Genomic DNA, 18,569 nt, shown 5'->3' with positions numbered 1-18,569 from the left:
TCAGCTGGCTACATGGCGCCAGTGCCAGGGCTCATACACGTAGCCTGCGCCATTGTCGGGCGGGTACGACAGCTCGAAGCCATAGGTCGCTGCGTTGCGGGTCAACCATCTGAATGCCGGTGTCGCTTCGAATTCGGGCTCCAGGTCGGTGCAGCCGGGGGTGCCTATGTCGACGGCACGCCCGGTGTGATGCTCGCTGAAGAACGGCGGGGCCGAGACCGCAAGGATCTGCTCGATGCTCTGCCCCTTGTCCAGCTTGCGCTGGATGATGCTCTTCTGCCGTTCGACGCTTCTGAAGGCCGACACCAGGTAAAGCGTTACGCCCTCGGCACCGGCAGCCGCTTTCAACTGGCGCCAGGCCTGAGCGGCCACGGCGACCAGTTCGTGCCTTCGGTTGTCCTGGCCGGTCTCGGCCCACTGCAGCAGGCTGGCTTCGACGAACTCCTGCAGATGGCGCTCGATCACCGCGTTCAACGGTATGCCGAGCTGTTCGAGCATCTGCAATGCGGCGGGGGAGTAGGGCATGGGGCTGACCTGGGCAGTGGGTATCAATCCAGCCTAGCAGTGAAGACGTGGTGCGATGGGGCGTCGTCCGTTCAAACAGGTTCGCCTTGCCGATGCGTTACTGGCCCTTGCACTGGGCCAGTACCACCTGGCAGGTCCTGGGCGTGCCACCGGAGCGGCTGGCGTAGCGCATGCAGTTGTCCATGGATTTCTTGCGGGCCTGGCCCAGGGTCGAGCCCCAGGCCAGGCCGCCTTCGCCAGTGCTGGGCACCGCCTTTGCGTAGCAGTTGGAACCCTGGGCGGCATAGCGATTGGCGGCCGTCTTGCCGGCGCAGCCGCCGGTCAGCAGCAGGGCGAATGCAAGCAGGCAGGGCAGGCCCCATGACAAGCGGCCAGGCACTGTTTTTGCGTTCATCCCGGTTCCCCTGTGCAACGGTCAAGCGACGTGAAAAAGGGGGGTGTTCCAATGGAATACCCGTGGCAGGCGCGGCTGGCCATCGGGTGGTGGGCGGTGCGTTCCTGGCCGGGGAAATCCGGCCGGGAACGGCGCGCCAGAGCCGTTCGAGTCAGTCGACTCGGCGAGCATACCTCACGGGCGCGAGGTTTTCACGGTCAGCACTTCGGTGTACACCACGTCGACCGTCTGGCCGACCTTGAGGTTCTTCATGCGCGCCTGGAGTTCGGGGTCCTCGACCTTCACCACCTTCACCTTGCCCTGGGGCGGCAGCAGGGTCACTTCATGGGCGTCGAGGTCGATGGCGGTGATCTTGGAGGTGACGCGCACCTGGCGGAAAGCTTCGCCGCCCGGGTTGGGGTTGTCCATGGTGGCGCGCACGGTGCCGGTCTCGTCGGTGACCTTCGGCGCGCCGCCCTCACTGGTGTTGAGCACATAGGCCACGGCACGGGTCACCGTGATGTCGACCTTGTCGCCCACCTTCAGGTTGTGCAGGTCCTTGGCCTGTTTGGTCAGCTGGATAGGCACCTGGCTGTTGTTCGGGCCTTCGATCGTGACCCGGAAGTTGCCCGGGTCCACGGCCAGCACCTGGGTGCTGATGTGGTCTTGCAGCGCTTCGCTGCCCAGCGGCAGTTCGGCGGCGTGGGCCGCAAAGCTGGCAGTGGTCATGAGTGAGGCGAGGGCAACGGCGTGGGCGAGGGAGCGAATCGATTTCATAAGCCTGCATTCCATGTAATGGCTGAATGAGCGGAACAACGCATGACGCAACGTGCGTGGATCACGCGCAAAGCATAGCCACTGATTGCGGATATGCCCGTTAGACGCCGCCCTGCGACTGCACCTGGCCACGCATCGCGGCCTCGATGAATGGCGCCTTGCCGGCCAGGTACTCGCCGATACCGTCACGATTGGTTGCTTCAAGCTCAAGCTTCAACGCCTGGTAGCGCTGGCGAAGGTCGTCATCGCTGCGCAGCAGGTCGCGAAAGCGCAGCATCCAGGCAATCTGTGGGTGGCCCTGGGCACACACGTGCACCTTGTGGGTACGGATACCGTCGACATCACGACGGTAGAAGTGGTGGCCCGGCGACAGGTCGGAGCCGCGCACGTACCCCAGAGCCTGCATGTGGGCGTGGCGTGCTGCGGTTTCCCGATGCGCCTGGACCACCACCAGCACGTCGATCTCCGGCTTGGCGGCAAGGCCGGGTACGCCCGTGCTGCCCACATGATGGATGTCGATCAGTTCACTGCCAAAAGCCTGGGCGATGCCTGCCCTGGCGGCCAGGTAGCGCTCGGGCCATTGGTTGTCGTAGGGGCGGATCTGACTGGTCAGCTTCATTGCGGTGTTTCCCTGGGAGTCATATTGGCCAGTCGCTTACCCGTGCGTTCCAGCGCTCACGGTGGCGTTCGCGCCAGCCGCGGCTGCCGGAATCGAGCCAGGCGAGGGTGGCCTGCACACTGTCCTGGCTGATGATGAAGCTGTCGATATGGTTGACGATGGTCTCTTCGGCCACATGCAGCAGGGCCAGGTAGTCGTTGAAGCTTTCGGCCAGCACCACGTATTCGTCGCCTTGCTGGCGGCGGCCGGTCCAGGCGGGCAGGGCGGCGACCATCGCGGCCACCTGCTGGCGCCCCTCGCGCAGGTCCAGCAGCAACAGGCTGGCGCCGCCGTCACGCCCGATCGGCAGCAGGCCGTGGGCAGGGTAGCCAGGGCGCTGGCGTGCGCGTTCCAGCTCGTAGGGGTTCGACTCCCATTCGCCGTCCAGGTCCAGCCCGTACAGCGAGAAGCTCATCAACTCGCGTTCGCCGCTGGCCAGGGTGACCGCCACGTCGTACTCGAGGTAGGCGCCGTTGCAGGTCGTGAGAAATTCACGGTAGTCAGCCGGCAGGGGCGCGCCAAGGCTGGCCTCCAGCTGTGCAAGCGCAGCGTCGCTGGCGCCTTGCCGGGTGTCTTCGAGCATCAGCCCGCGGTAATCGGTCATCGAGGTGGCTCGCTGTACAGGGGCGGCAGATGATGCCGCGCATGGGCGCCGCAGGCAAACGGCGCGGGTGGGGCCGCACCGTCTGCGGCATTACGCGGCCGGGGTGCCTTGATGAAAGGTCATCTGCCAATGGCCATCGAGCCTGCGCCATACCGAGCTGCGCAGCGACGCGGTGTCGCTGTGGCAGGTATAGGTCACCAGCGCAACGTCCGGCGCCAGGGGGCGTACCTGAAAATCGCTGATCGTGCGCACCCTGAATGCCTGGACGGGCAGGCTGGAGAGCACATCCGCCTTGTGCCAGGCCTTGCCGCTGGCGCCAATCTCCATGAAGTCATCAGCCAGCAGCGTCGACAGCAAGGCCGTGTTGCTGCGTACGTCCTGCTGCAGCAGGCGTTGCTCCAGGTAGTGCAGGGTGGCTTCCAGCTCGCCAGCGGGTTGCGTTGCGGGGCTGGCGTCGCCGCGGCGCTTGCGCCATTCATCCTGCGTCAGCTCCCAGGTTTCCTGGGGCATCGGGCCACTGACGAAATTGCCGGGCTGCACGTGCAGCAGGTGCATGCCCTCGCGCAGCGATATGCGCCGTGACGCCAGGTTGCTCACGGCCTTGGGCACCTGCAGGGTCGGGCGATTCAAGGTGTCGAACCAGAAGCGGTTGATCACCTCGCACACCTCGCGCATGTAGCCCTTGCCTTGCCACTGCGGCGCCAGCCAGAAACCGCGGTGGTTACCGGGGGTATCGTGCAGCGACACGCTGCCGATGCACTGCAGCGGGTTCTGCACCAGGCGGATCATCCAGTGCCATTCCTCGCCACGCGCCATGGCGGGCAGCGCCAGGTCGCGCACATACGTCAGTGCGCCGTCGTCCGGGTACGGCCAAGGCACGCGGCTGTCGAGATAACGCACCACCTCCCACTGCGGGAATAGTTGCTGGATCGCCGCAGCGTCGCTCAATTGCAGGGGCGTGAGCTGCAGGCGCGCGGTGGTGAAGGTAGGGATGCGGTTCATCTTGGCCTCGAAGCGGTAATGCATGGGGTGGGCGAGGGTGGGCAAGGTGTCGGCACCGAGGGTAAACCAAACCCATGCGCCAAGGCGATTGGATCGCGCAGGCCGGCACGCTGTAGCATGTGCGCCACGTTGGGCGCGACGCGCAAGGGGCGCGCCCTCACCACGCAATGACCATGGGGTGCGCATGAGCGACAACCAACCCTGCCGCGCCTGCGGCAACGTGATCCTGGCAAGCACCGCAGCGCGCACCGGCGGGTTGTGCATGCCCTGCAAGGGCGGCTACCGGGAGAACATCGAGAACGGCAAGCGCTACGCCCAGGAGCGCAAGCAGTACCTGGCCAGCCCGCAGGCGCTGTACTGGTCTGCGCTGGTCGACCGGGTGTTCCGCACGCCCCAGGGCTTTGCCGGGCTGGCACTGGCCGAGCAGCACTATTACGCGGTCAACGTGCTGCAGGGCGAGGTGTACAACGGCGGTTTCGACCAGTACTTCGGCAACTCCTCGGGCGATCACTATGCCAGCGCGTGCGCGGGGCTGCGCGAACTCGGCGCGTTGCAGACCCTCGCGCTGCTGGAGGAGGCCAAGGGCCTGTTGTTCGGCGCCCAGGCAGTGCCTGCCGAGCAGGGCGAGCGTCAGTTGTGCATGCCCACCTATGCCGATGAGCCCGACCTGGCCTGCGAGGCCGCGCTGGATGCACTGGACAGTCGCTTCTACCTCGACCCCGACCAGCTGGAGGAGCGCCTGGTGGCGTATGCGCGGCAACAGCAGCTGTTTGCCGCCGATTAGGTTTCGGGATCCTGTTCTGCCAGGGGCGCGCGGTGTCAGTCGTTGCGGGTCTGCACGGTATCCAGTACCAGCTCCATGCCCTGGGACATCAGCGCGCTGCCCGCGCACAGCGGTTCGGGTGGCCCAATCGGCTTGAAGCCCAGCGCGGTGTACAGGTGCATGGCAGGGCTGTCCTGAATCGTGACCCCCAGCCGTACCCGCTGCATGTCGTGGCGGCGGGCCCAGTCCAGCGCTGCCTGCAGCAGTGCCCGTCCGGCGCCGCGCCCGCGGCAGGCCGGGTCGACCCACATCTGGAAGATCTCGGCAACGCCGGGCCCTGCACCGGCCAGCTTGCACCACACCAGCCCACAGGGCGCTTCGCCCTCCAGCGCAACAAACGCACGGCCCTGGCCGGAGCTTGCCGCCGCCTGCAAGCGCGCCGACCAGTCTTCATCGGTGCGCGTGGCCTCCGAGCCGTAGGTGCTGCCGAACGCATCCGGCGAGTCCTGCAGTGACTGCAGGCGCAGGTCGCGGTACAGCGGCCAGTGCGAGGGTTCGAGTGCTGTTGTGGCGATCATGCTGCTGTTCACCTTATCCATTGGTTCGGCCTCAAGGCGTGTGCAGGGATTCGCCAGCGGCTGCGGTGCGGTCCACCACGCGAATACTGTCACGTCCACCGCGCTTGGAGGCGTAGAGCGCGCTGTCGCTTTGTTCGATCAGGGCAGTGAGGCTGCCCGGCGGCTGGTCGAACAGGTTGGCGCCGATGCTCAGGGTCACCGGCGCAGGCGTGGGGAACAGCTGCGCGGCGGCCTGCCGGAACTGCTCGCGCAAGGCGCCGCCCAGCGCCAGGATACGTTCGGTGGGGGCGTTGTTGAGCAGAATCACGAACTCATCGCCACCCAGTCGCGCCGCCAGGGCGCCGGTGGGCAGCACCGCGCGGATCATCTCGCTCAGGTCGACCAGCAGGCGGTCACCGGCGCTATGCCCGAACAGGTCGTTGACCAGCTTGAAGTTGTCGATATCAATCAGCAGCAACGCTCCGGGCCGCGTGGCCGACACGTCTTCGAGCAGACGCGGCGCACGGACTTCCAGGGCGCGGCGGTTGTACAGGGCCGTCAGCGGGTCACGGGCGGCCAGGCGGGCGATGCGTTTTTCTCGCCGGTAGCGCTCGGTGCCGGTCATCGACAGCGCAATCAGCATGATTGCCATGGCGCCTTCCACCAGCGAGATCTGGATGATCTGGCCGCGGAACGCCGCCAGGTCGATCAGCGTGCCGGGCACCACCGCCGTGATCGCCTTGGCCACGTAGAACAGGCCGTGCATCAGCAGCACGTAGCGCAGTTGCACCGCCCCCACGCTCAGCGACTTGCCATGCGGGCGCAGCAGTGCACTGGCCTTGAGCGCCAGCAGCGCCACCAGCAGCGAGTTGACCAGCAGCATCAGCTTGGACCATTGCGGCTCCTCGGGTACCACCAGCAGCGCGAGCCATACCACGAAGACCAGGTACCAGCCCCGCGACAGCTGGGTTTGCGTGAAACGCCCGACACCCAGCAGGAACAGCCAGTGCGCCGTCACCAGCAGGCCATTGGCGAACCAGATACCGATCAGCAGCAGGCCGCTGCTGCGCAGCAGCGCGAGGGTACAGCCCACGGTGATGGTGGCGAACCCGGCGCTCCAGAACAGCAGCGAGGGTTCACGCACGCTGCGCCACTCGATCGCCAGGTACAGCGCGGCGGCCGCGGCGAGGGCGATCGTGATGGTGAGCATCGTGGGTGGGTCTAGCGCCATGGCGAGCGGGCCTGCATGAAGTGCACGGAAAGCGGCGATTGTAAGCGTTTGAATCGGTTTTTCGCAGTGCTTGCGCGAAGCGTTTCAGCCGGCTGTCGCAAACCTGGGCCAGCCTGTCGCGGGCAGTGCAAAAGACCCTATCGACCCTGTGGCCAATGGTCCTCGATTGCGTACCACGGCGCCTTCGAAGCCACCTCCACATGGCGCTGCCTGTCGAACGTCATGGGTGAGTCCAGGGTGCCCAGCGCAATCGAGATCCAGTCGGCATGGTCCCCCTGTGAGCGCGACCAGAACAGCGATGAACCGCAGTCGCCACAGAACTGGCGCGTCACCGACTCGGACGATGCGTACGACTTGAGCCGCTCGCCTCCCTGCAGCAGTTGCAGGTCGTCGCGCCTGACGCTGGCGTAGCTGGCGAACGCCGCCCCGTGGCCCTTGCGGCACTGGCTGCAATGGCAGTGCGAAACCGCCTTGAGGGGCGCGCTGAGCTGATAACGGATGGCGCCGCACAGGCAGCTGCCCTGGTACTGGTGTGTCATGGAAGGTCCAACCCGGTTGCTCGCAATACAGGGCCGACAGTCTAAGCTGATCCCTTGCCCGTCATGCAACACACCCTTTTGCCACCCTGCACCGAGGCCCCGCCCTATGCCGTTGTTTCGCCCTCCCTGCGCCAGCGCCCTGGCGCTCTGCCTGTCCTTCGCCTGTACCGGCGCCATCGCTTCCCCCGCCCAGGACCTGCTGGAAAAAGCCAAGGCCGAGCAGTCGAGCTACCTGGATACCCTCAAAACCCTGGTATCGGTGGACACCGGTACCGGCACCCAGCAAGGCCTCACCGACGTCGGTGCACTGCTGGTCAAGCGCCTGGAGGCCCTGGGCGCCACGGTGCAGACCAGCGCCGCCACGCCCTCGGTGGGCAACAACATCGTCGGCACCTTCAAGGGCAGCGGCAGCAAGCGCTTCATGCTGATGGTGCATTACGACACCGTGTTCGGCCCCGGCACCGCCGCCAGGCGCCCGTTTCGCATCGAGGGCGAGCGTGCCTATGGCCCCGGGGTGGCCGACGCGAAGGGCGGGGTGGCGATGATCCTGCATGCGATCAAGCTGCTGAAGGATGTGCGCTTCAACGACTACGCCACCCTGACCGTGCTGTTCAACCCCGATGAAGAAATGGGCTCGCTCGGCTCCCGGCAGATCATTGCCGAGCTTGCGCGCAAGCATGACTACGTCTTCTCCTACGAGCCCCCGAACAAGGACGCGGTGACGGTGGCCACCAACGGCATCAACCAGCTGCTGCTGGAAGTGCGCGGTCGCTCGGCACACGCCGGCTCCGCCCCTGAAGACGGGCGCAACGCCTTGACCGAGCTGGCGCACCAGGTGGTTCAGCTCAAGGACCTGGGCGACCCGGCCAAAGGCACCACGGTCAACTGGACCCTGGCCAAGGCCGGCGAGAAAGCCAACATCATCCCGGCGCTGGCCACCGCCGAAGCCGACATGCGCTATGCCGACCTGTCCGAAAGCGACCGCGTGCTGGCCGACGCGCAACGTATCAGCCAGGCCCGGCTCATCACCGACACGCAGGTCACGCTGACCCTGCGCAAGGGGCGCCCGCCGCTGGCCAGAAATGAAGGCTCCGCCGCCCTGGCCAGCACTGCCCAGCAGCTGTATGGCCAGATCGATCGCACCCTGGAACCCATCGCCATGCGTTTTGGCACCGACGCCGGCTATGCCTATGTGCCCGGCAGCGCCACGCCGGCGGTGCTCGAAACCATGGGCGTGGTCGGGGCCGGGTTGCACGCCGACGATGAATACATCGAACTGTCCAGCATCGCGCCGCGCCTGTACCTGACGGTGGCGATGATCCGGCACCTCTCGCAGTAGGCTGCACCGCGCCCTCCCGGCACCCGGGAGGGCGGGCGGCTCAGCTGTGGTTGATGTCGCGGTCCTTGGTCTCGGGCAGGAAGAAGGTACCCAGGATGGCGGTCATCACCGCGATCACGATCGGGTACCACAGCCCGTAGTAGATATCCCCCGTGGCCGCGACCATGGCGAACGCCACCGTGGGCAGGAAGCCGCCGAACCAGCCGTTGCCGATATGGTAGGGCAGCGACATCGAGGTGTAGCGGATACGCGCCGGGAACAGCTCCACCAGCCACGCGGCGATCGGCCCGTAGACCATGGTCACGTAGATCACCAGGATGGTCAGCAGCAACAGCACCATGGGGTAGTTGGTCTTGTTCGGGTCGGCCTTTTCCGGGTAGCCGGCGTCCTTCAGGGCCGCGCCCAGGGTGGCGGCGAAGGCATCGTTCTGCGTCTTGAAGTCGGCGGCCGGCAGGCGGCTGCCGTCGAAGCTGGGCACCACCGTGCTGCCGATGCGCACCTGCGCCACGCTGCCGGGCTCGGCCTTTTCGTTCACGTAGGGGATCGCGCGCTTGGCCAGCACGCTCTTGGCCACGTCGCACGAACTGGTGAAGCGCGCCTTGCCCACCGGGTCGAACTGGAACGAACACTGCGCCGGGTCGGCGACCACCGTCACCGGGTTGCGTGCCTGGGCACTGAACACGTCGGGGTTGCCGTACTGGGTCAGCGCATGAAAGATCGGGAAGTAGGTCAGCGCCGCCAGGATGCAGCCGGCCATGATGATGCCCTTGCGCCCGATGCGGTCGGACAGGCTGCCGAAGATGACGAAGAACGGCGTGCCGATCAGCAGCGAACCGGCAATCAGCAGGTTGGCGGTCTGCGGGTCGATCTTGAGCGTCTGCAACAGAAAGAACAGCGCATAGAACTGCCCGGTGTACCACACCACCGCCTGGCCGGCGGTACCGCCGAGCAGCGACATGATCACCACCTTGAGGTTGTCCCAGCGGGCGAACGACTCGGTCAGCGGCGCCCTGGATGCCTTGCCTTCGGCCTTCATCCGGTTGAATACCGGCGACTCGCTCAGTTGCAGGCGGATGTACACCGACACGATCAGCAGCAGAATCGACAGCAGGAATGGTATGCGCCAGCCCCACGCCTCGAACGCCTCGGTGCCCAGCACGGTACGGCACGCCAGGATCACCAGCAGCGACAGGAACAGCCCCAGCGTGGCGGTGGTCTGGATCCACGAGGTGAAGAAGCCGCGCTTGCCGGGCGGTGCGTGCTCGGCCACGTAGGTGGCGGCGCCGCCGTATTCACCGCCCAGCGCCAGGCCTTGCAGCAGGCGCAGGGTGATCAGGATCACCGGTGCCGCCACGCCGATGCTCGAGTAGCTGGGCAACAGGCCCACCACCGCGGTGGACACGCCCATGATCACGATGGTGATGAGGAAGGTGTGCTTGCGTCCGATCATGTCGCCCAGGCGGCCGAACACAATGGCGCCGAACGGCCTTACCGCAAACCCGGCGGCGAAGGCGAGCAGGGCGAAGATGAAGGCAGTGGTTTCGTTGACCCCGGCAAAGAAGTGCTTGGCGATGATCGCCGCCAGGGAGCCATACAGATAGAAGTCGTACCACTCGAACACGGTGCCCAGGGACGAGGCAAAGATGACCTTGCGTTCCTCTTTGGTGATCCCGCGCCTGGGCGCACTGCCTGTGGAAGTGCTGTCGATTGTCGCCATGAGTTTTCTCCGGATTGTTGTTGTAGGCCGGAACACCCACTGCCACTTCACCCAAGCCCTGGGGCTGATGTCATCGGACTACGCAATGCGCACAGACACCTCGCAGCGCTGCCCGCTCGTTTGAAGCATAATCAGCTTCGCGCAGATATCCACTCGCCGACGGTTGGCCGGACGGCAGGAGGGGGCTGCAATAACCAGACGTGATGAGAAAGGGACACGCAATGCCGCAAAATGCTGACGACTCGTTCTACGACCGCGCCGACGCCCATATAGAACTGTCCAACGAGCAGCTCGGGCAGGTCCAGGACCTGGGCAAGGTGAGCGCCTCGATGATGTTCGGCACCACCCGGTTCAATGCCTGGGTGAGTGCGCGCAACTTCAAGTCGGGGGAAGAAATGGCGCAGGCACGCGAGGCGATGCTCACGTACTTCTGCGACCAGTACCGGATGATGCTCGAAGACAACCTGGACGACCATATCAACAACTTTGCGACGTACATGCAGGGTTCGGCCAAGTAACGCGTTGCCCGCTTCGCCGGCAACGCCGGCTCCTACAAGGAAGAACCGTTATGGCAGGTGAATACAATCTGGCGCTGGTGATTGCCGCGGCGCTCAGCGCGCTGGCGGCCGTGCTGCACGTGGGTACGATCATCGCGGGGCCGTCCTGGTATCGCCTGTTCGGGGCGGGTGAGCGCTTCATCCGGGCGGCGGAGGCGGGCCGGACCTTTCCGGCGGTGGTCACGGCAGCGATTGCGCTGGTGCTGCTGAGCTGGGCGGCCTTTGCATTGTCGGGGGCGGGCGTGATCGCGCCGCTGCCGTTGCTGCTGCCGGCGTTGTGCGCGATCACGCTGGTGTACCTGCTGCGCGGTATCGCCGGGCCCTTCGTGCTGGCCAATACCGGGCGCAGCCAGCGCTTCATCGTGGTGAGCTCGCTGGTGTGCCTGGGGTTCGGGGTGGTGCACCTGGTGGGGCTGGTGCAGGTCTGGGGCCGCCTGGGCTGATCCGCGAATGGCCGGGCGGGGGCGCCGGGCCGGTGTCGCCACCCGGTTGGCCTCAGGCCTGTGCAGCCACACTGGCCATGAACAACCCCAGTTTTTTCTGGAAGTCGGCCACCTGCTGGTTGCCGGTGTCCTCGTTGCAGCGCAGCTCCCATTTCAGGCGTGATGCCTGGCGCTGCACCGCATCGCACTCGGTATCCAGTTGCACCAGCCGGTTCAACTGTTCGCCGCGTTGCCCGGCCTGCTGGCTCAGCTCCACGAACCGCCAGGATTTGCCCGGCTGGATGTGGGTCTTGCGATAGCTGACCTGCAACGTGGGGCGTTCATCGTGCAGGTTGAGGTTGAGGTAGAACTTGATCTGCTTTTTCAGCACGCTCTGCAGGTTGAGATCGTCCACCACCTCGCGACGGCCGCTCAGGTAGTCCTCGATGAACGGCAGGTTGTCGCGGTTCTGCTCACTGAAGGTCGCCGGTTCGATCAGTGCCGGGGTCAGGTTGACGGCAATCTTCTCGAACTCCAGAAAGTAGGTGTGGATGTCGTCGAGCAGCGCCTTGCGCTCGTCGTGAAGCTGCTGCAGGTGCTGTTCGCTGTCGTGCAGTGCCTGGGCCAGCGCCGGCGATGTCTTGTCCGGGCTGTGCTTGCCCTGCAACGAGCGGAAGGCATAGCGGGCGAGGAAGTCGGACAGTGCCTCTTCCCCCCGGGCCGCCAGTGCCACTGCCTGGGCCTGCAGGTCGGCGGCCGCGCCCTCGAGGTCGCAATTGCGGAGCTTGGTCAACAAGGTGGTGAGTGTCGCTTGATCCATATGCAGCCCTCCCTTTGGCTGCCTCGCACAGTACTGCACCTGAGCGCTGGCCTGCCAGTGTCGGTGAAGCAGGTTGTTTCGGCGGCAATCATAAAAATCCACCGCAAGCTAATGAGAAGTATTACCATGCACGACTCCCGTCAGCCTGCGTCCCGGAACCCTGCCGATGCATCCACTTTCCAGCACCCACCATGCGGTGGGCGAACTCTACGTTCAACACCACAGCTGGTTGACGCAGATGCTGCGCCGCAAGCTGGGCAACCGGGAGCAGGCGCTGGACCTGGCGCAGGACACCTTCGTGCGCATCCTGCGCAGCGAGGCACCGCCGGTGTACCGCGAGCCGCGCGCCTACCTCACCACCGTGGCCAGCCGCCTGTGCATCCAGTACTTTCGGCGCCATGCGCTGGAGAAGGCCTACATGGAGTCGCTGGCGCATCTTGAACCGGCGCTGGTGCCGTCCCCGGAAACTCGCCTGCTGGTGCTCGAGGCGCTGGACGCGGTGGGCCAGGTGCTCGATGGGCTGGGCAGCAAGGTGCGCGAGATCTTCCTGCTGTCACAGCTTGACGGTCTGACCTACGCGCAGATCGCCGAACACCAGGGCCTGACGGTGAACGTGGTGCAAAAGGCCATGCTCAAGGCCTACCGACACTGCTATGCGGCGGTCTACGGCGCATGAGCCGCTTCGCCCGGATCGACAACCAGCCGCTGGACCCCGGCGTGGTAGAGCAGGCCATGCTGTGGATGGTCACCCTGCAGTCGGGTGTCAGCAGCCTGGCCGAGCAGCAGGCCTGCCAGCACTGGCGCAATGAAAACCCCCAGCATGAACTGGCCTGGCAGCGTCTTGCCGGGCTCACCCATGACCTGCGCCAGGGCACCAGGACGTTACCGGCCGCCGGCGCGCGCGGATTGCTGCAGGCACGTGGCACTGCGTCGCGGCGCAATGTGCTCAAGGGCTTCGCCGGGCTGGGGGTGGTACTGGCGGCTGGCCTTAGCGTGCGTGAGCGGGTGCTGCTGCCGGAACTGTTCAGTGACTACCGCACCACCACCGGCGAGCGTCATCACGTGGCGTTGTCTGGCGAGGTGGAGCTGACCCTGGATACCCGCACCGGCGTGGATGCTCACGCAGACGTGCTGGCGCTCAACCTGGGGCGGATCATGCTCACCCTGGGGCAAGGTGCTTCGCTGGCGGTGCGCACCGCCAATGGCTGGGTACGCCCCGAGCCCGCCTCGCGGCTGGTGGTCAGCCAGGGCCTGCCCGGGGTGTCGGGTACCCAGGTGCAGGTGCTGGCAGGCAGTGCCTCGATCGCCTGGGCCGGCAGCACCCGCATGACCTTGAGCGCCGGCCAGCAGGTGGCGTTCGGGCAGCAGGTCGGCAGTGTCGAACCTCTCGACGCGGGCGCCCAGGCCTGGGTTGACGGCCTGCTGATTGCCGAGCGCATGCCACTGGGCCAGGTGTTGGCCCAGCTCGACCGCTACCGGCGCGGCGTACTGCGCTGCGATCCGGCGATGGCGGCCTTGCAGGTGTCGGGTTCGTTCTCCCTCGATCGGCCCGATGCCAGCCTCGACCTGCTGGCCAGTGTGTTGCCGATACGGGTACAGCGTGTGTTCGGCTACTGGGCAAACGTGGTCGTGGCCTGAGAACGATTATTTTTAACAGCGGCGGCAGTTTTTTCCATCTCATGCATCAAGACCAGGGAAGACGCTGAAAAACAGCGCATCGCCAACACCCTCAACCCATGGAATTGTTTATGCACAGCCGCCTCACTCCGCTTGCCGGTGCCTTGCGCACGGCCATCCTCGGGCTTTCCCTCGTGTGCGCCAGCCAGGGCGTACTGGCCGGCGCCGATGCCCACGCCACCCACGCCTTCCATATCGACGCCGGCAACCTCGATCGCGTGCTCGGCGCATTCGGCCAGCAGGCCGGGGTGATGATCGCGGTCGACTCGGCCCTGACCCAAGGCATCCACAGCAGCGGCCTGGACGGCAGCTACGCCATCGCCGAGGGCCTGGAGCGGCTGCTCGCGCCCAAGGGCCTGCAGGCGATGCCCGAAGGCGAGGGCTACCGGGTAATGCCAAGGCTGGCCACCGGCAGTGCGCAGCTGGAGCTGCAGGCCACCGAAGTCAGCGCCAACCAGCTGGGCACCATCACCGAAGGCACCGGCTCCTACACGCCGGGCACCATCGCCACCGCCACGCGCATGGTGCTGACCCCGCGGGAAACCCCGCAGTCGATCTCGGTGGTCACGCGCCAGGCCATGGACGATTTCGGCCTGAACGCCATCGACGATGTGATGCGCCACACCCCCGGCATCACCGTGTCGACCTACGACAGTGAACGTACCAACTACTATTCGCGCGGCTTCTCCATCGTCAACTTCCAGTACGACGGCATCCCGACCCTGCGTGACGCGCAGTACTCGGCCGGGCAGACCCTTACCGACATGGCGATCTATGACCGGGTCGAGGTGCTCAAGGGCGCCACCGGCCTGCTCACCGGCGCGGGCGGCCCCGGTGGCACGATCAACCTGATCCGCAAGAAGCCGACGGCCGACTTCAGGGGGCATGTGGACCTGGGCGCCGGCTCCTGGGACAACTACCGCTCGGAGATCGACCTCAGCGGCCCGCTGACCGACAGTGGCAACGTGCGGGGCCGGGCGGTGGCCGCCTATCAGGACAAGCACTCGTTCATGGACCATTACGAGCGCAAGACCAGCGTGTACTACGGCATCCTGGAAGTGGACCTGGACGAAGACACCCTGCTGACCCTGGGCGCCGACTACCAGGACAGCGACCCCAGGGGCTCGGGCTGGTCGGGCAGCCGTCCGGTGTACGACTCCCAGGGCAACCCCATCAGCCTGCCGCGTTCGTTCAACAATGGCGCCAAGTGGAGCAGTTGGGAGCAGTACTCGCGCACGCTGTTCGCCACCCTGGAGCATCGCCTGGCCAATGACTGGGTCATCAAGGGTCAGTACAACCACCAGATCAATGGTTATGACGCGCCACTGGGCTCGGTGTCGCCCGACACCCCGACCGTGTCGTCGATCTATTCGCGCAAGTACACCGGCGAAACCACCAGCGACAGCGGCGACCTCTACGCCACCGGGCCGTTCAGCCTGTTCGGGCGCGAACACCAACTGGTGGTGGGTGGCTCGGTGTCCAGCTCGCACTGGAAGGGCGACAACTACAACAACGTCACCTACTTCGACAACGAATACGATCTGGAGAGCTGGCACGGTCAGGCCATCGAGCCGGACTGGGGCTCGGTGACAAAGCGCAACGACGAAACCACCCGGCAAAGTGGCGGCTACCTGACTGCGCGCTTCAGTGTCACCGATGACCTTTCGCTGCTGCTGGGCAGCCGCCTGGCAAACTTTCAGGTCACCGGCACCAGCGACAGCCAGGAGAGCGGACGGCTGGTGCCCTATGCCGGGGTGGTGTACGACCTCAACAGCAACTTCTCTGCGTATGCCAGCTACACCGATATCTTCCTGCCGCAGACGGCCTACCGTGACAGCCGCAACAGGATGCTCGAGCCCAACGAGGGCCAGAACTACGAGGTGGGCATCAAGGGTGAGTTCTACGACGGTCGCCTGAACACCAGCCTGGCCTACTTCGAAGTGCACGAAGATAACCGCCCGCAGGCCGACACGTTCTACAACGCCAGGCCAACCAACCCCGACATCGACTACGCCTACATGGGCATCAAGTCCAGAACCAAGGGCTACGAGGCAGAGGTGTCCGGGGAACTGGCGCCCGGCTGGCAGGTGCAGGCCGGCTACACGCACAAGGTCAGCCGCGACCAGGGCGGGGCCAAGGTAGCTACCTGGGAGCCCGAAGATCAGCTCAACCTCTACACCACCTACAAACTTGGCGGGCGCCTCGACAAGCTCACCGTGGGGGGTGGGGCACGCTGGCAGGGCAAGGGCTGGCAGGTCCTCAACAACTACGCCAAGGGCACCAATGACACTTTCACCCAGACCCCGTACTGGCTGGTCGACCTGATGGCGCGCTACCAGTTCACCGAGCACCTGTCGGCGTCGGTCAACGTCTACAACCTGTTCGACAAGTACTACTACACCAACATCGGCTTCTATAACTCCTCGTACTACGGTGACCCGCGCAACGTGATGTTCAGCACTCGCTGGGACTTCTGACGTCCAGGCCCGCTCCCGTGTGGGGGCGGGTTCGACCTGCGATGGGTGCACCCGAAAAATCCGCGTCGGGCAAAAATCACTTCCGAGCTTTCGATTCCCGTGCAGTGAAGGCACAATGCGTGTCCTTTTTTTGGCCGGCCTTGCCGGGGGCCTCGAAATGATCAAGACGCCGTACTACCTCATCGACAAAACCAAGCTGCTGCACAACATGCAGAAGATCGCCTATGTGCGCGAACAGTCCGGGGCCAAGGCCCTGCTGGCGCTCAAGTGCTTCGCCACCTGGTCGGTGTTCGACCTGATGCAGCAGTACATGGACGGCACCACCTCGTCCTCGCTCTACGAGCTCAAGCTCGGCCGCCAGAAGTTCGAAGGCGAGACCCACGCCTACAGCGTGGCCTGGGCCGACGATGAAATCGACGAGATGATCGAGAACTGCGACAAGATCATCTTCAACTCCATCGGCCAGCTGCAGCGCTATGCCCAGGCCACCGAAGGCAAGGTGCGCGGCCTGCGCGTCAACCCGCAGGTGAGCAGTTCGGACTACCTGCTGGCCGACCCGGCGCGCCCGTTCAGCCGCCTGGGCGAATGGGACCCGGTCAAGATCGATGCGGTCATGTCGCAGATCTCCGGCTTCATGTTCCACAACAACTGCGAGAACGGCGATTTCGGCCTGTTCGACCAGATGCTCAACACCATCGAAGAGCGCTTCGGCGAGCTGCTGCACAAGGTCGAGTGGGTGAGCCTGGGCGGCGGTATCCACTTCACCGGCGAAGACTATGCACTGGATGCATTCTGCGCGCGCCTGAAGGCGTTCTCGCAGAAGTACGGCGTGCAGGTGTACCTGGAGCCGGGCGAAGCGGCGATCACCCAGAGCGCTTCGCTGGAAGTGACCGTGCTCGACACCCTGTACAACGGCAAGCACCTGGCCGTGGTCGACAGCTCCATCGAGGCTCACATGCTCGACCTGCTGATCTATCGCCTCAACGCCAAGCTGGCGCCCAGCGAGGGTGAGCACACCTACATGGTATGCGGCAAATCCTGCCTGGCCGGGGATATCTTCGGCGAGTATCAATTCGATCGTCCGCTGGCCATCGGCGATCGGCTGTCGTTCATCGACGCGGCAGGCTACACCATGGTCAAGAAAAACTGGTTCAACGGTTTGAAGATGCCATCCATCGTAGTGAAACAACTTGACGGTACTGTCGAGGTGGTTCGCGAATTTGGTTTTGACGACTACCTGTCCAGCCTCTCGTAAGCTGGCGGAAAGGAGAGATAAAGAAATTGAAGAAAAACGTTCTTATCATTGGTGCAGGAGGTGTCGCCAAGGTGGTGGCCCACAAGTGCGCGCAGCACAACGACGAACTCGGTCGTATTGCCATCGCGTCACGCAACATCTCCAAATGCCAGGCCATCATCGACAGCGTCAAGGCCAAGGGTAGCCTGAAGGTACCCGCCGACATCACGGCCTTTTCGCTCAATGCTCTGGATGTCGAGGCAACCAAGGCGCTGATCCGCGAAACCGAATCGCAGATCGTGATCAACGTCGGTTCCGCCTTCCTCAACATGTCGGTGCTGCGTGCCTGCATCGATACCGGTGTGGCCTACCTGGACACCGCCATTCACGAAGAACCGGGCAAGATCTGCGAGACGCCGCCCTGGTATGGCAACTACGAGTGGAAGCACCTCGAGGAATGCCAGCAGAAGAACATCACCGCCATTCTTGGCGTGGGCTTCGACCCGGGTGTGGTCAATGCCTATGCAGCACTGGCGCAACAACAGTATTTCGACCGCATTGATTCGATCGACATTCTCGACGTCAATGCCGGCTCCCATGGCAAGTATTTCGCCACCAATTTCGACCCGGAAATCAATTTCCGCGAATTCACCGGACAGGTGTGGAGCTGGCAGAACAGCCAGTGGACCAGCAACACCATGTTCGAAGTCAAGCGTACCGACGACCTGCCGGTGGTGGGTTCGCAGAACCTGTACCTGACCGGCCATGACGAAGTGCACTCGCTGTCCAAGAACCTCGACGTGCCGAACGTGCGTTTCTGGATGAGCTTCGGTGAGCACTACATCAATGTGTTCACCGTACTGAAGAACCTGGGCCTGCTGTCCGAGCAACCGGTGAAGACCGCCGAGGGCCTGGAAGTGGTGCCGCTCAAGGTGGTCAAGGCCGTGCTGCCGGATCCGTCTTCGCTGGCGCCGGGCTACACCGGCAAGACCTGCATTGGCGACCTGGTCAAGGGCACGAAGGACGGCCAGCCACGCGAAGTGTTCATCTACAACGTGGCTGATCACGAAGAGGCCTATGCCGAGACCGACAGCCAGGGCATCTCCTACACCGCGGGCGTGCCGCCGGTGGCGGCGGCCCTGCTGGTGGCCCGTGGCGAGTGGGACGTGCAGCGCATGGCCAACGTCGAGGAACTGCCGGCCGAGCCGTTCCTGAAGGCGTTGGACGTGATGGGCCTGCCGACCCGCATCAAGGACGAGAACGGCGATCGTCCCTGGAACTGATGGGGTCAGGCTGA

Annotated in this window: 20 protein-coding genes and 1 pseudogene; 9 read left to right on the top strand and 12 right to left on the bottom strand. The window is 64.8% G+C overall.

What is annotated here, in order from left to right; genetic code table 11:
* The 7 genes and pseudogenes from DN388_RS16730 to DN388_RS16700 all read right to left on the bottom strand — a co-directional run.
* Positions 1-525, bottom strand: a complete 525-nt coding sequence (locus tag DN388_RS16730) for a D-alanyl-D-alanine carboxypeptidase family protein (RefSeq protein ID WP_255001229.1) — start codon at positions 523-525, stop codon at positions 1-3.
* A 97-nt stretch (positions 526-622) separates the two neighbouring features.
* A complete protein-coding gene (locus DN388_RS16725) occupies positions 623-919 on the bottom strand; it encodes a hypothetical protein (RefSeq protein WP_088514983.1) in 297 nt (98 codons plus the stop codon).
* 174 nt (positions 920-1,093) lie between these two features.
* The gene (locus DN388_RS16720) at positions 1,094-1,675 is read right to left on the bottom strand and encodes a hypothetical protein (RefSeq protein WP_255001226.1); all 582 of its coding nucleotides are present in this window, start codon (positions 1,673-1,675) and stop codon (positions 1,094-1,096) included.
* Positions 1,676-1,775: 100 nt separating this feature from the next.
* Entirely contained in the window at positions 1,776-2,294 is a 519-nt protein-coding gene (locus tag DN388_RS16715) for a GrpB family protein (protein ID WP_255001224.1), read from the bottom strand.
* Between the two features lie 19 nt (positions 2,295-2,313).
* The gene (locus DN388_RS16710) at positions 2,314-2,937 is read right to left on the bottom strand and encodes an SMI1/KNR4 family protein (RefSeq protein WP_054914615.1); all 624 of its coding nucleotides are present in this window, start codon (positions 2,935-2,937) and stop codon (positions 2,314-2,316) included.
* A 90-nt stretch (positions 2,938-3,027) separates the two neighbouring features.
* Positions 3,028-3,327 carry a DUF4440 domain-containing protein gene (locus DN388_RS16705; RefSeq protein ID WP_255001320.1) on the bottom strand — a complete coding sequence of 100 codons (300 nt, stop codon included), beginning with the start codon at positions 3,325-3,327 and terminating at the stop codon, positions 3,028-3,030.
* 81 nt (positions 3,328-3,408) lie between these two features.
* Positions 3,409-3,939, bottom strand: a pseudogene (locus DN388_RS16700) (GNAT family N-acetyltransferase); the annotation flags it as partial.
* Positions 3,940-4,123: 184 nt separating this feature from the next.
* On the opposite strand from DN388_RS16700, the gene DN388_RS16695 reads away from it, so the two are divergent.
* Positions 4,124-4,723: a DMP19 family protein gene (locus DN388_RS16695; protein ID WP_255001222.1), complete on the top strand. Its 600-nt coding sequence runs from the start codon at positions 4,124-4,126 to the stop codon at positions 4,721-4,723.
* A 35-nt stretch (positions 4,724-4,758) separates the two neighbouring features.
* Here the strand turns inward: DN388_RS16695 and DN388_RS16690 are convergent, their stop codons facing one another.
* The 3 genes from DN388_RS16690 to DN388_RS16680 form a co-directional block, all read right to left on the bottom strand.
* The gene (locus tag DN388_RS16690) at positions 4,759-5,280 is read right to left on the bottom strand and encodes a GNAT family N-acetyltransferase (protein ID WP_255001221.1); all 522 of its coding nucleotides are present in this window, start codon (positions 5,278-5,280) and stop codon (positions 4,759-4,761) included.
* A 31-nt stretch (positions 5,281-5,311) separates the two neighbouring features.
* Positions 5,312-6,490, bottom strand: coding sequence for a GGDEF domain-containing protein (locus DN388_RS16685; RefSeq protein ID WP_255001219.1), 1,179 nt, complete (start codon positions 6,488-6,490; stop codon positions 5,312-5,314).
* A 137-nt stretch (positions 6,491-6,627) separates the two neighbouring features.
* Positions 6,628-7,029, bottom strand: a complete 402-nt coding sequence (locus DN388_RS16680; RefSeq protein ID WP_255001217.1) for a GFA family protein — start codon at positions 7,027-7,029, stop codon at positions 6,628-6,630.
* A 106-nt stretch (positions 7,030-7,135) separates the two neighbouring features.
* On the opposite strand from DN388_RS16680, the gene DN388_RS16675 reads away from it, so the two are divergent.
* Complete coding sequence (locus tag DN388_RS16675) at positions 7,136-8,368, top strand: M20/M25/M40 family metallo-hydrolase (RefSeq protein WP_255001216.1); 1,233 nt, start codon at positions 7,136-7,138, stop codon at positions 8,366-8,368.
* 40 nt (positions 8,369-8,408) lie between these two features.
* Here DN388_RS16675 and DN388_RS16670 read toward each other — a convergent pair whose 3' ends face one another.
* The gene (locus tag DN388_RS16670; protein ID WP_054914613.1) at positions 8,409-10,085 is read right to left on the bottom strand and encodes an MFS transporter; all 1,677 of its coding nucleotides are present in this window, start codon (positions 10,083-10,085) and stop codon (positions 8,409-8,411) included.
* Between the two features lie 221 nt (positions 10,086-10,306).
* Here DN388_RS16670 and DN388_RS16665 point away from each other — a divergent pair, with 221 nt between their 5' ends.
* Positions 10,307-10,603, top strand: a complete 297-nt coding sequence (locus DN388_RS16665; protein ID WP_043861375.1) for a DUF3144 domain-containing protein — start codon at positions 10,307-10,309, stop codon at positions 10,601-10,603.
* Positions 10,604-10,653: 50 nt separating this feature from the next.
* Entirely contained in the window at positions 10,654-11,085 is a 432-nt protein-coding gene (locus DN388_RS16660) for a hypothetical protein (protein WP_043861374.1), read from the top strand.
* 52 nt (positions 11,086-11,137) lie between these two features.
* Here the strand turns inward: DN388_RS16660 and DN388_RS16655 are convergent, their stop codons facing one another.
* Positions 11,138-11,884, bottom strand: coding sequence for a hypothetical protein (locus DN388_RS16655; protein WP_255001211.1), 747 nt, complete (start codon positions 11,882-11,884; stop codon positions 11,138-11,140).
* Positions 11,885-12,050: 166 nt separating this feature from the next.
* Here DN388_RS16655 and DN388_RS16650 point away from each other — a divergent pair, with 166 nt between their 5' ends.
* From DN388_RS16650 to DN388_RS16630, 5 genes are all read left to right on the top strand, one after another.
* Positions 12,051-12,560 carry a sigma-70 family RNA polymerase sigma factor gene (locus DN388_RS16650; protein WP_043861372.1) on the top strand — a complete coding sequence of 170 codons (510 nt, stop codon included), beginning with the start codon at positions 12,051-12,053 and terminating at the stop codon, positions 12,558-12,560.
* On the top strand, positions 12,557-13,522 hold the full coding sequence (locus tag DN388_RS16645; RefSeq protein ID WP_255001208.1) for a DUF4880 domain-containing protein: 966 nt from the start codon (positions 12,557-12,559) through the stop codon (positions 13,520-13,522). The genes DN388_RS16650 and DN388_RS16645 overlap by 4 nt, the downstream gene beginning before the upstream one ends.
* Before the next feature lie 110 nt (positions 13,523-13,632).
* The gene (locus tag DN388_RS16640) at positions 13,633-16,038 is read left to right on the top strand and encodes a TonB-dependent siderophore receptor (protein WP_058540112.1); all 2,406 of its coding nucleotides are present in this window, start codon (positions 13,633-13,635) and stop codon (positions 16,036-16,038) included.
* Positions 16,039-16,195: 157 nt separating this feature from the next.
* Positions 16,196-17,293: a carboxynorspermidine decarboxylase gene (gene nspC, locus DN388_RS16635; RefSeq protein WP_043861418.1), complete on the top strand. Its 1,098-nt coding sequence runs from the start codon at positions 16,196-16,198 to the stop codon at positions 17,291-17,293.
* Positions 17,294-17,319: 26 nt separating this feature from the next.
* Positions 17,320-18,555 carry a saccharopine dehydrogenase family protein gene (locus DN388_RS16630; RefSeq protein WP_043861369.1) on the top strand — a complete coding sequence of 412 codons (1,236 nt, stop codon included), beginning with the start codon at positions 17,320-17,322 and terminating at the stop codon, positions 18,553-18,555.
* Positions 18,556-18,569: the final 14 nt, after the last annotated feature.

It is taken from the genome of Pseudomonas sp. S12(2018) (assembly GCF_024355235.1).
GTDB lineage: Bacteria > Pseudomonadota > Gammaproteobacteria > Pseudomonadales > Pseudomonadaceae > Aquipseudomonas > Aquipseudomonas palmensis.
Note: the sequence above shows the minus strand (reverse complement) of the source record. Positions and strands in the feature narration are given on the sequence as shown.

Coding starts and splice junctions, on each gene's coding strand:
- DN388_RS16730 (WP_255001229.1), bottom strand. CDS start 525: ATGCCCTACTCCCCCGCCGCATTGCAGATGCTCGAACAGCTCGGCATA.
- DN388_RS16725 (WP_088514983.1), bottom strand. CDS start 919: ATGAACGCAAAAACAGTGCCTGGCCGCTTGTCATGGGGCCTGCCCTGC.
- DN388_RS16720 (WP_255001226.1), bottom strand. CDS start 1,675: ATGAAATCGATTCGCTCCCTCGCCCACGCCGTTGCCCTCGCCTCACTC.
- DN388_RS16715 (WP_255001224.1), bottom strand. CDS start 2,294: ATGAAGCTGACCAGTCAGATCCGCCCCTACGACAACCAATGGCCCGAG.
- DN388_RS16710 (WP_054914615.1), bottom strand. CDS start 2,937: ATGACCGATTACCGCGGGCTGATGCTCGAAGACACCCGGCAAGGCGCC.
- DN388_RS16695 (WP_255001222.1), top strand. CDS start 4,124: ATGAGCGACAACCAACCCTGCCGCGCCTGCGGCAACGTGATCCTGGCA.
- DN388_RS16690 (WP_255001221.1), bottom strand. CDS start 5,280: ATGATCGCCACAACAGCACTCGAACCCTCGCACTGGCCGCTGTACCGC.
- DN388_RS16685 (WP_255001219.1), bottom strand. CDS start 6,490: ATGGCGCTAGACCCACCCACGATGCTCACCATCACGATCGCCCTCGCC.
- DN388_RS16680 (WP_255001217.1), bottom strand. CDS start 7,029: ATGACACACCAGTACCAGGGCAGCTGCCTGTGCGGCGCCATCCGTTAT.
- DN388_RS16675 (WP_255001216.1), top strand. CDS start 7,136: ATGCCGTTGTTTCGCCCTCCCTGCGCCAGCGCCCTGGCGCTCTGCCTG.
- DN388_RS16670 (WP_054914613.1), bottom strand. CDS start 10,085: ATGGCGACAATCGACAGCACTTCCACAGGCAGTGCGCCCAGGCGCGGG.
- DN388_RS16665 (WP_043861375.1), top strand. CDS start 10,307: ATGCCGCAAAATGCTGACGACTCGTTCTACGACCGCGCCGACGCCCAT.
- DN388_RS16660 (WP_043861374.1), top strand. CDS start 10,654: ATGGCAGGTGAATACAATCTGGCGCTGGTGATTGCCGCGGCGCTCAGC.
- DN388_RS16655 (WP_255001211.1), bottom strand. CDS start 11,884: ATGGATCAAGCGACACTCACCACCTTGTTGACCAAGCTCCGCAATTGC.
- DN388_RS16650 (WP_043861372.1), top strand. CDS start 12,051: ATGCATCCACTTTCCAGCACCCACCATGCGGTGGGCGAACTCTACGTT.
- DN388_RS16645 (WP_255001208.1), top strand. CDS start 12,557: ATGAGCCGCTTCGCCCGGATCGACAACCAGCCGCTGGACCCCGGCGTG.
- DN388_RS16640 (WP_058540112.1), top strand. CDS start 13,633: ATGCACAGCCGCCTCACTCCGCTTGCCGGTGCCTTGCGCACGGCCATC.
- nspC (WP_043861418.1), top strand. CDS start 16,196: ATGATCAAGACGCCGTACTACCTCATCGACAAAACCAAGCTGCTGCAC.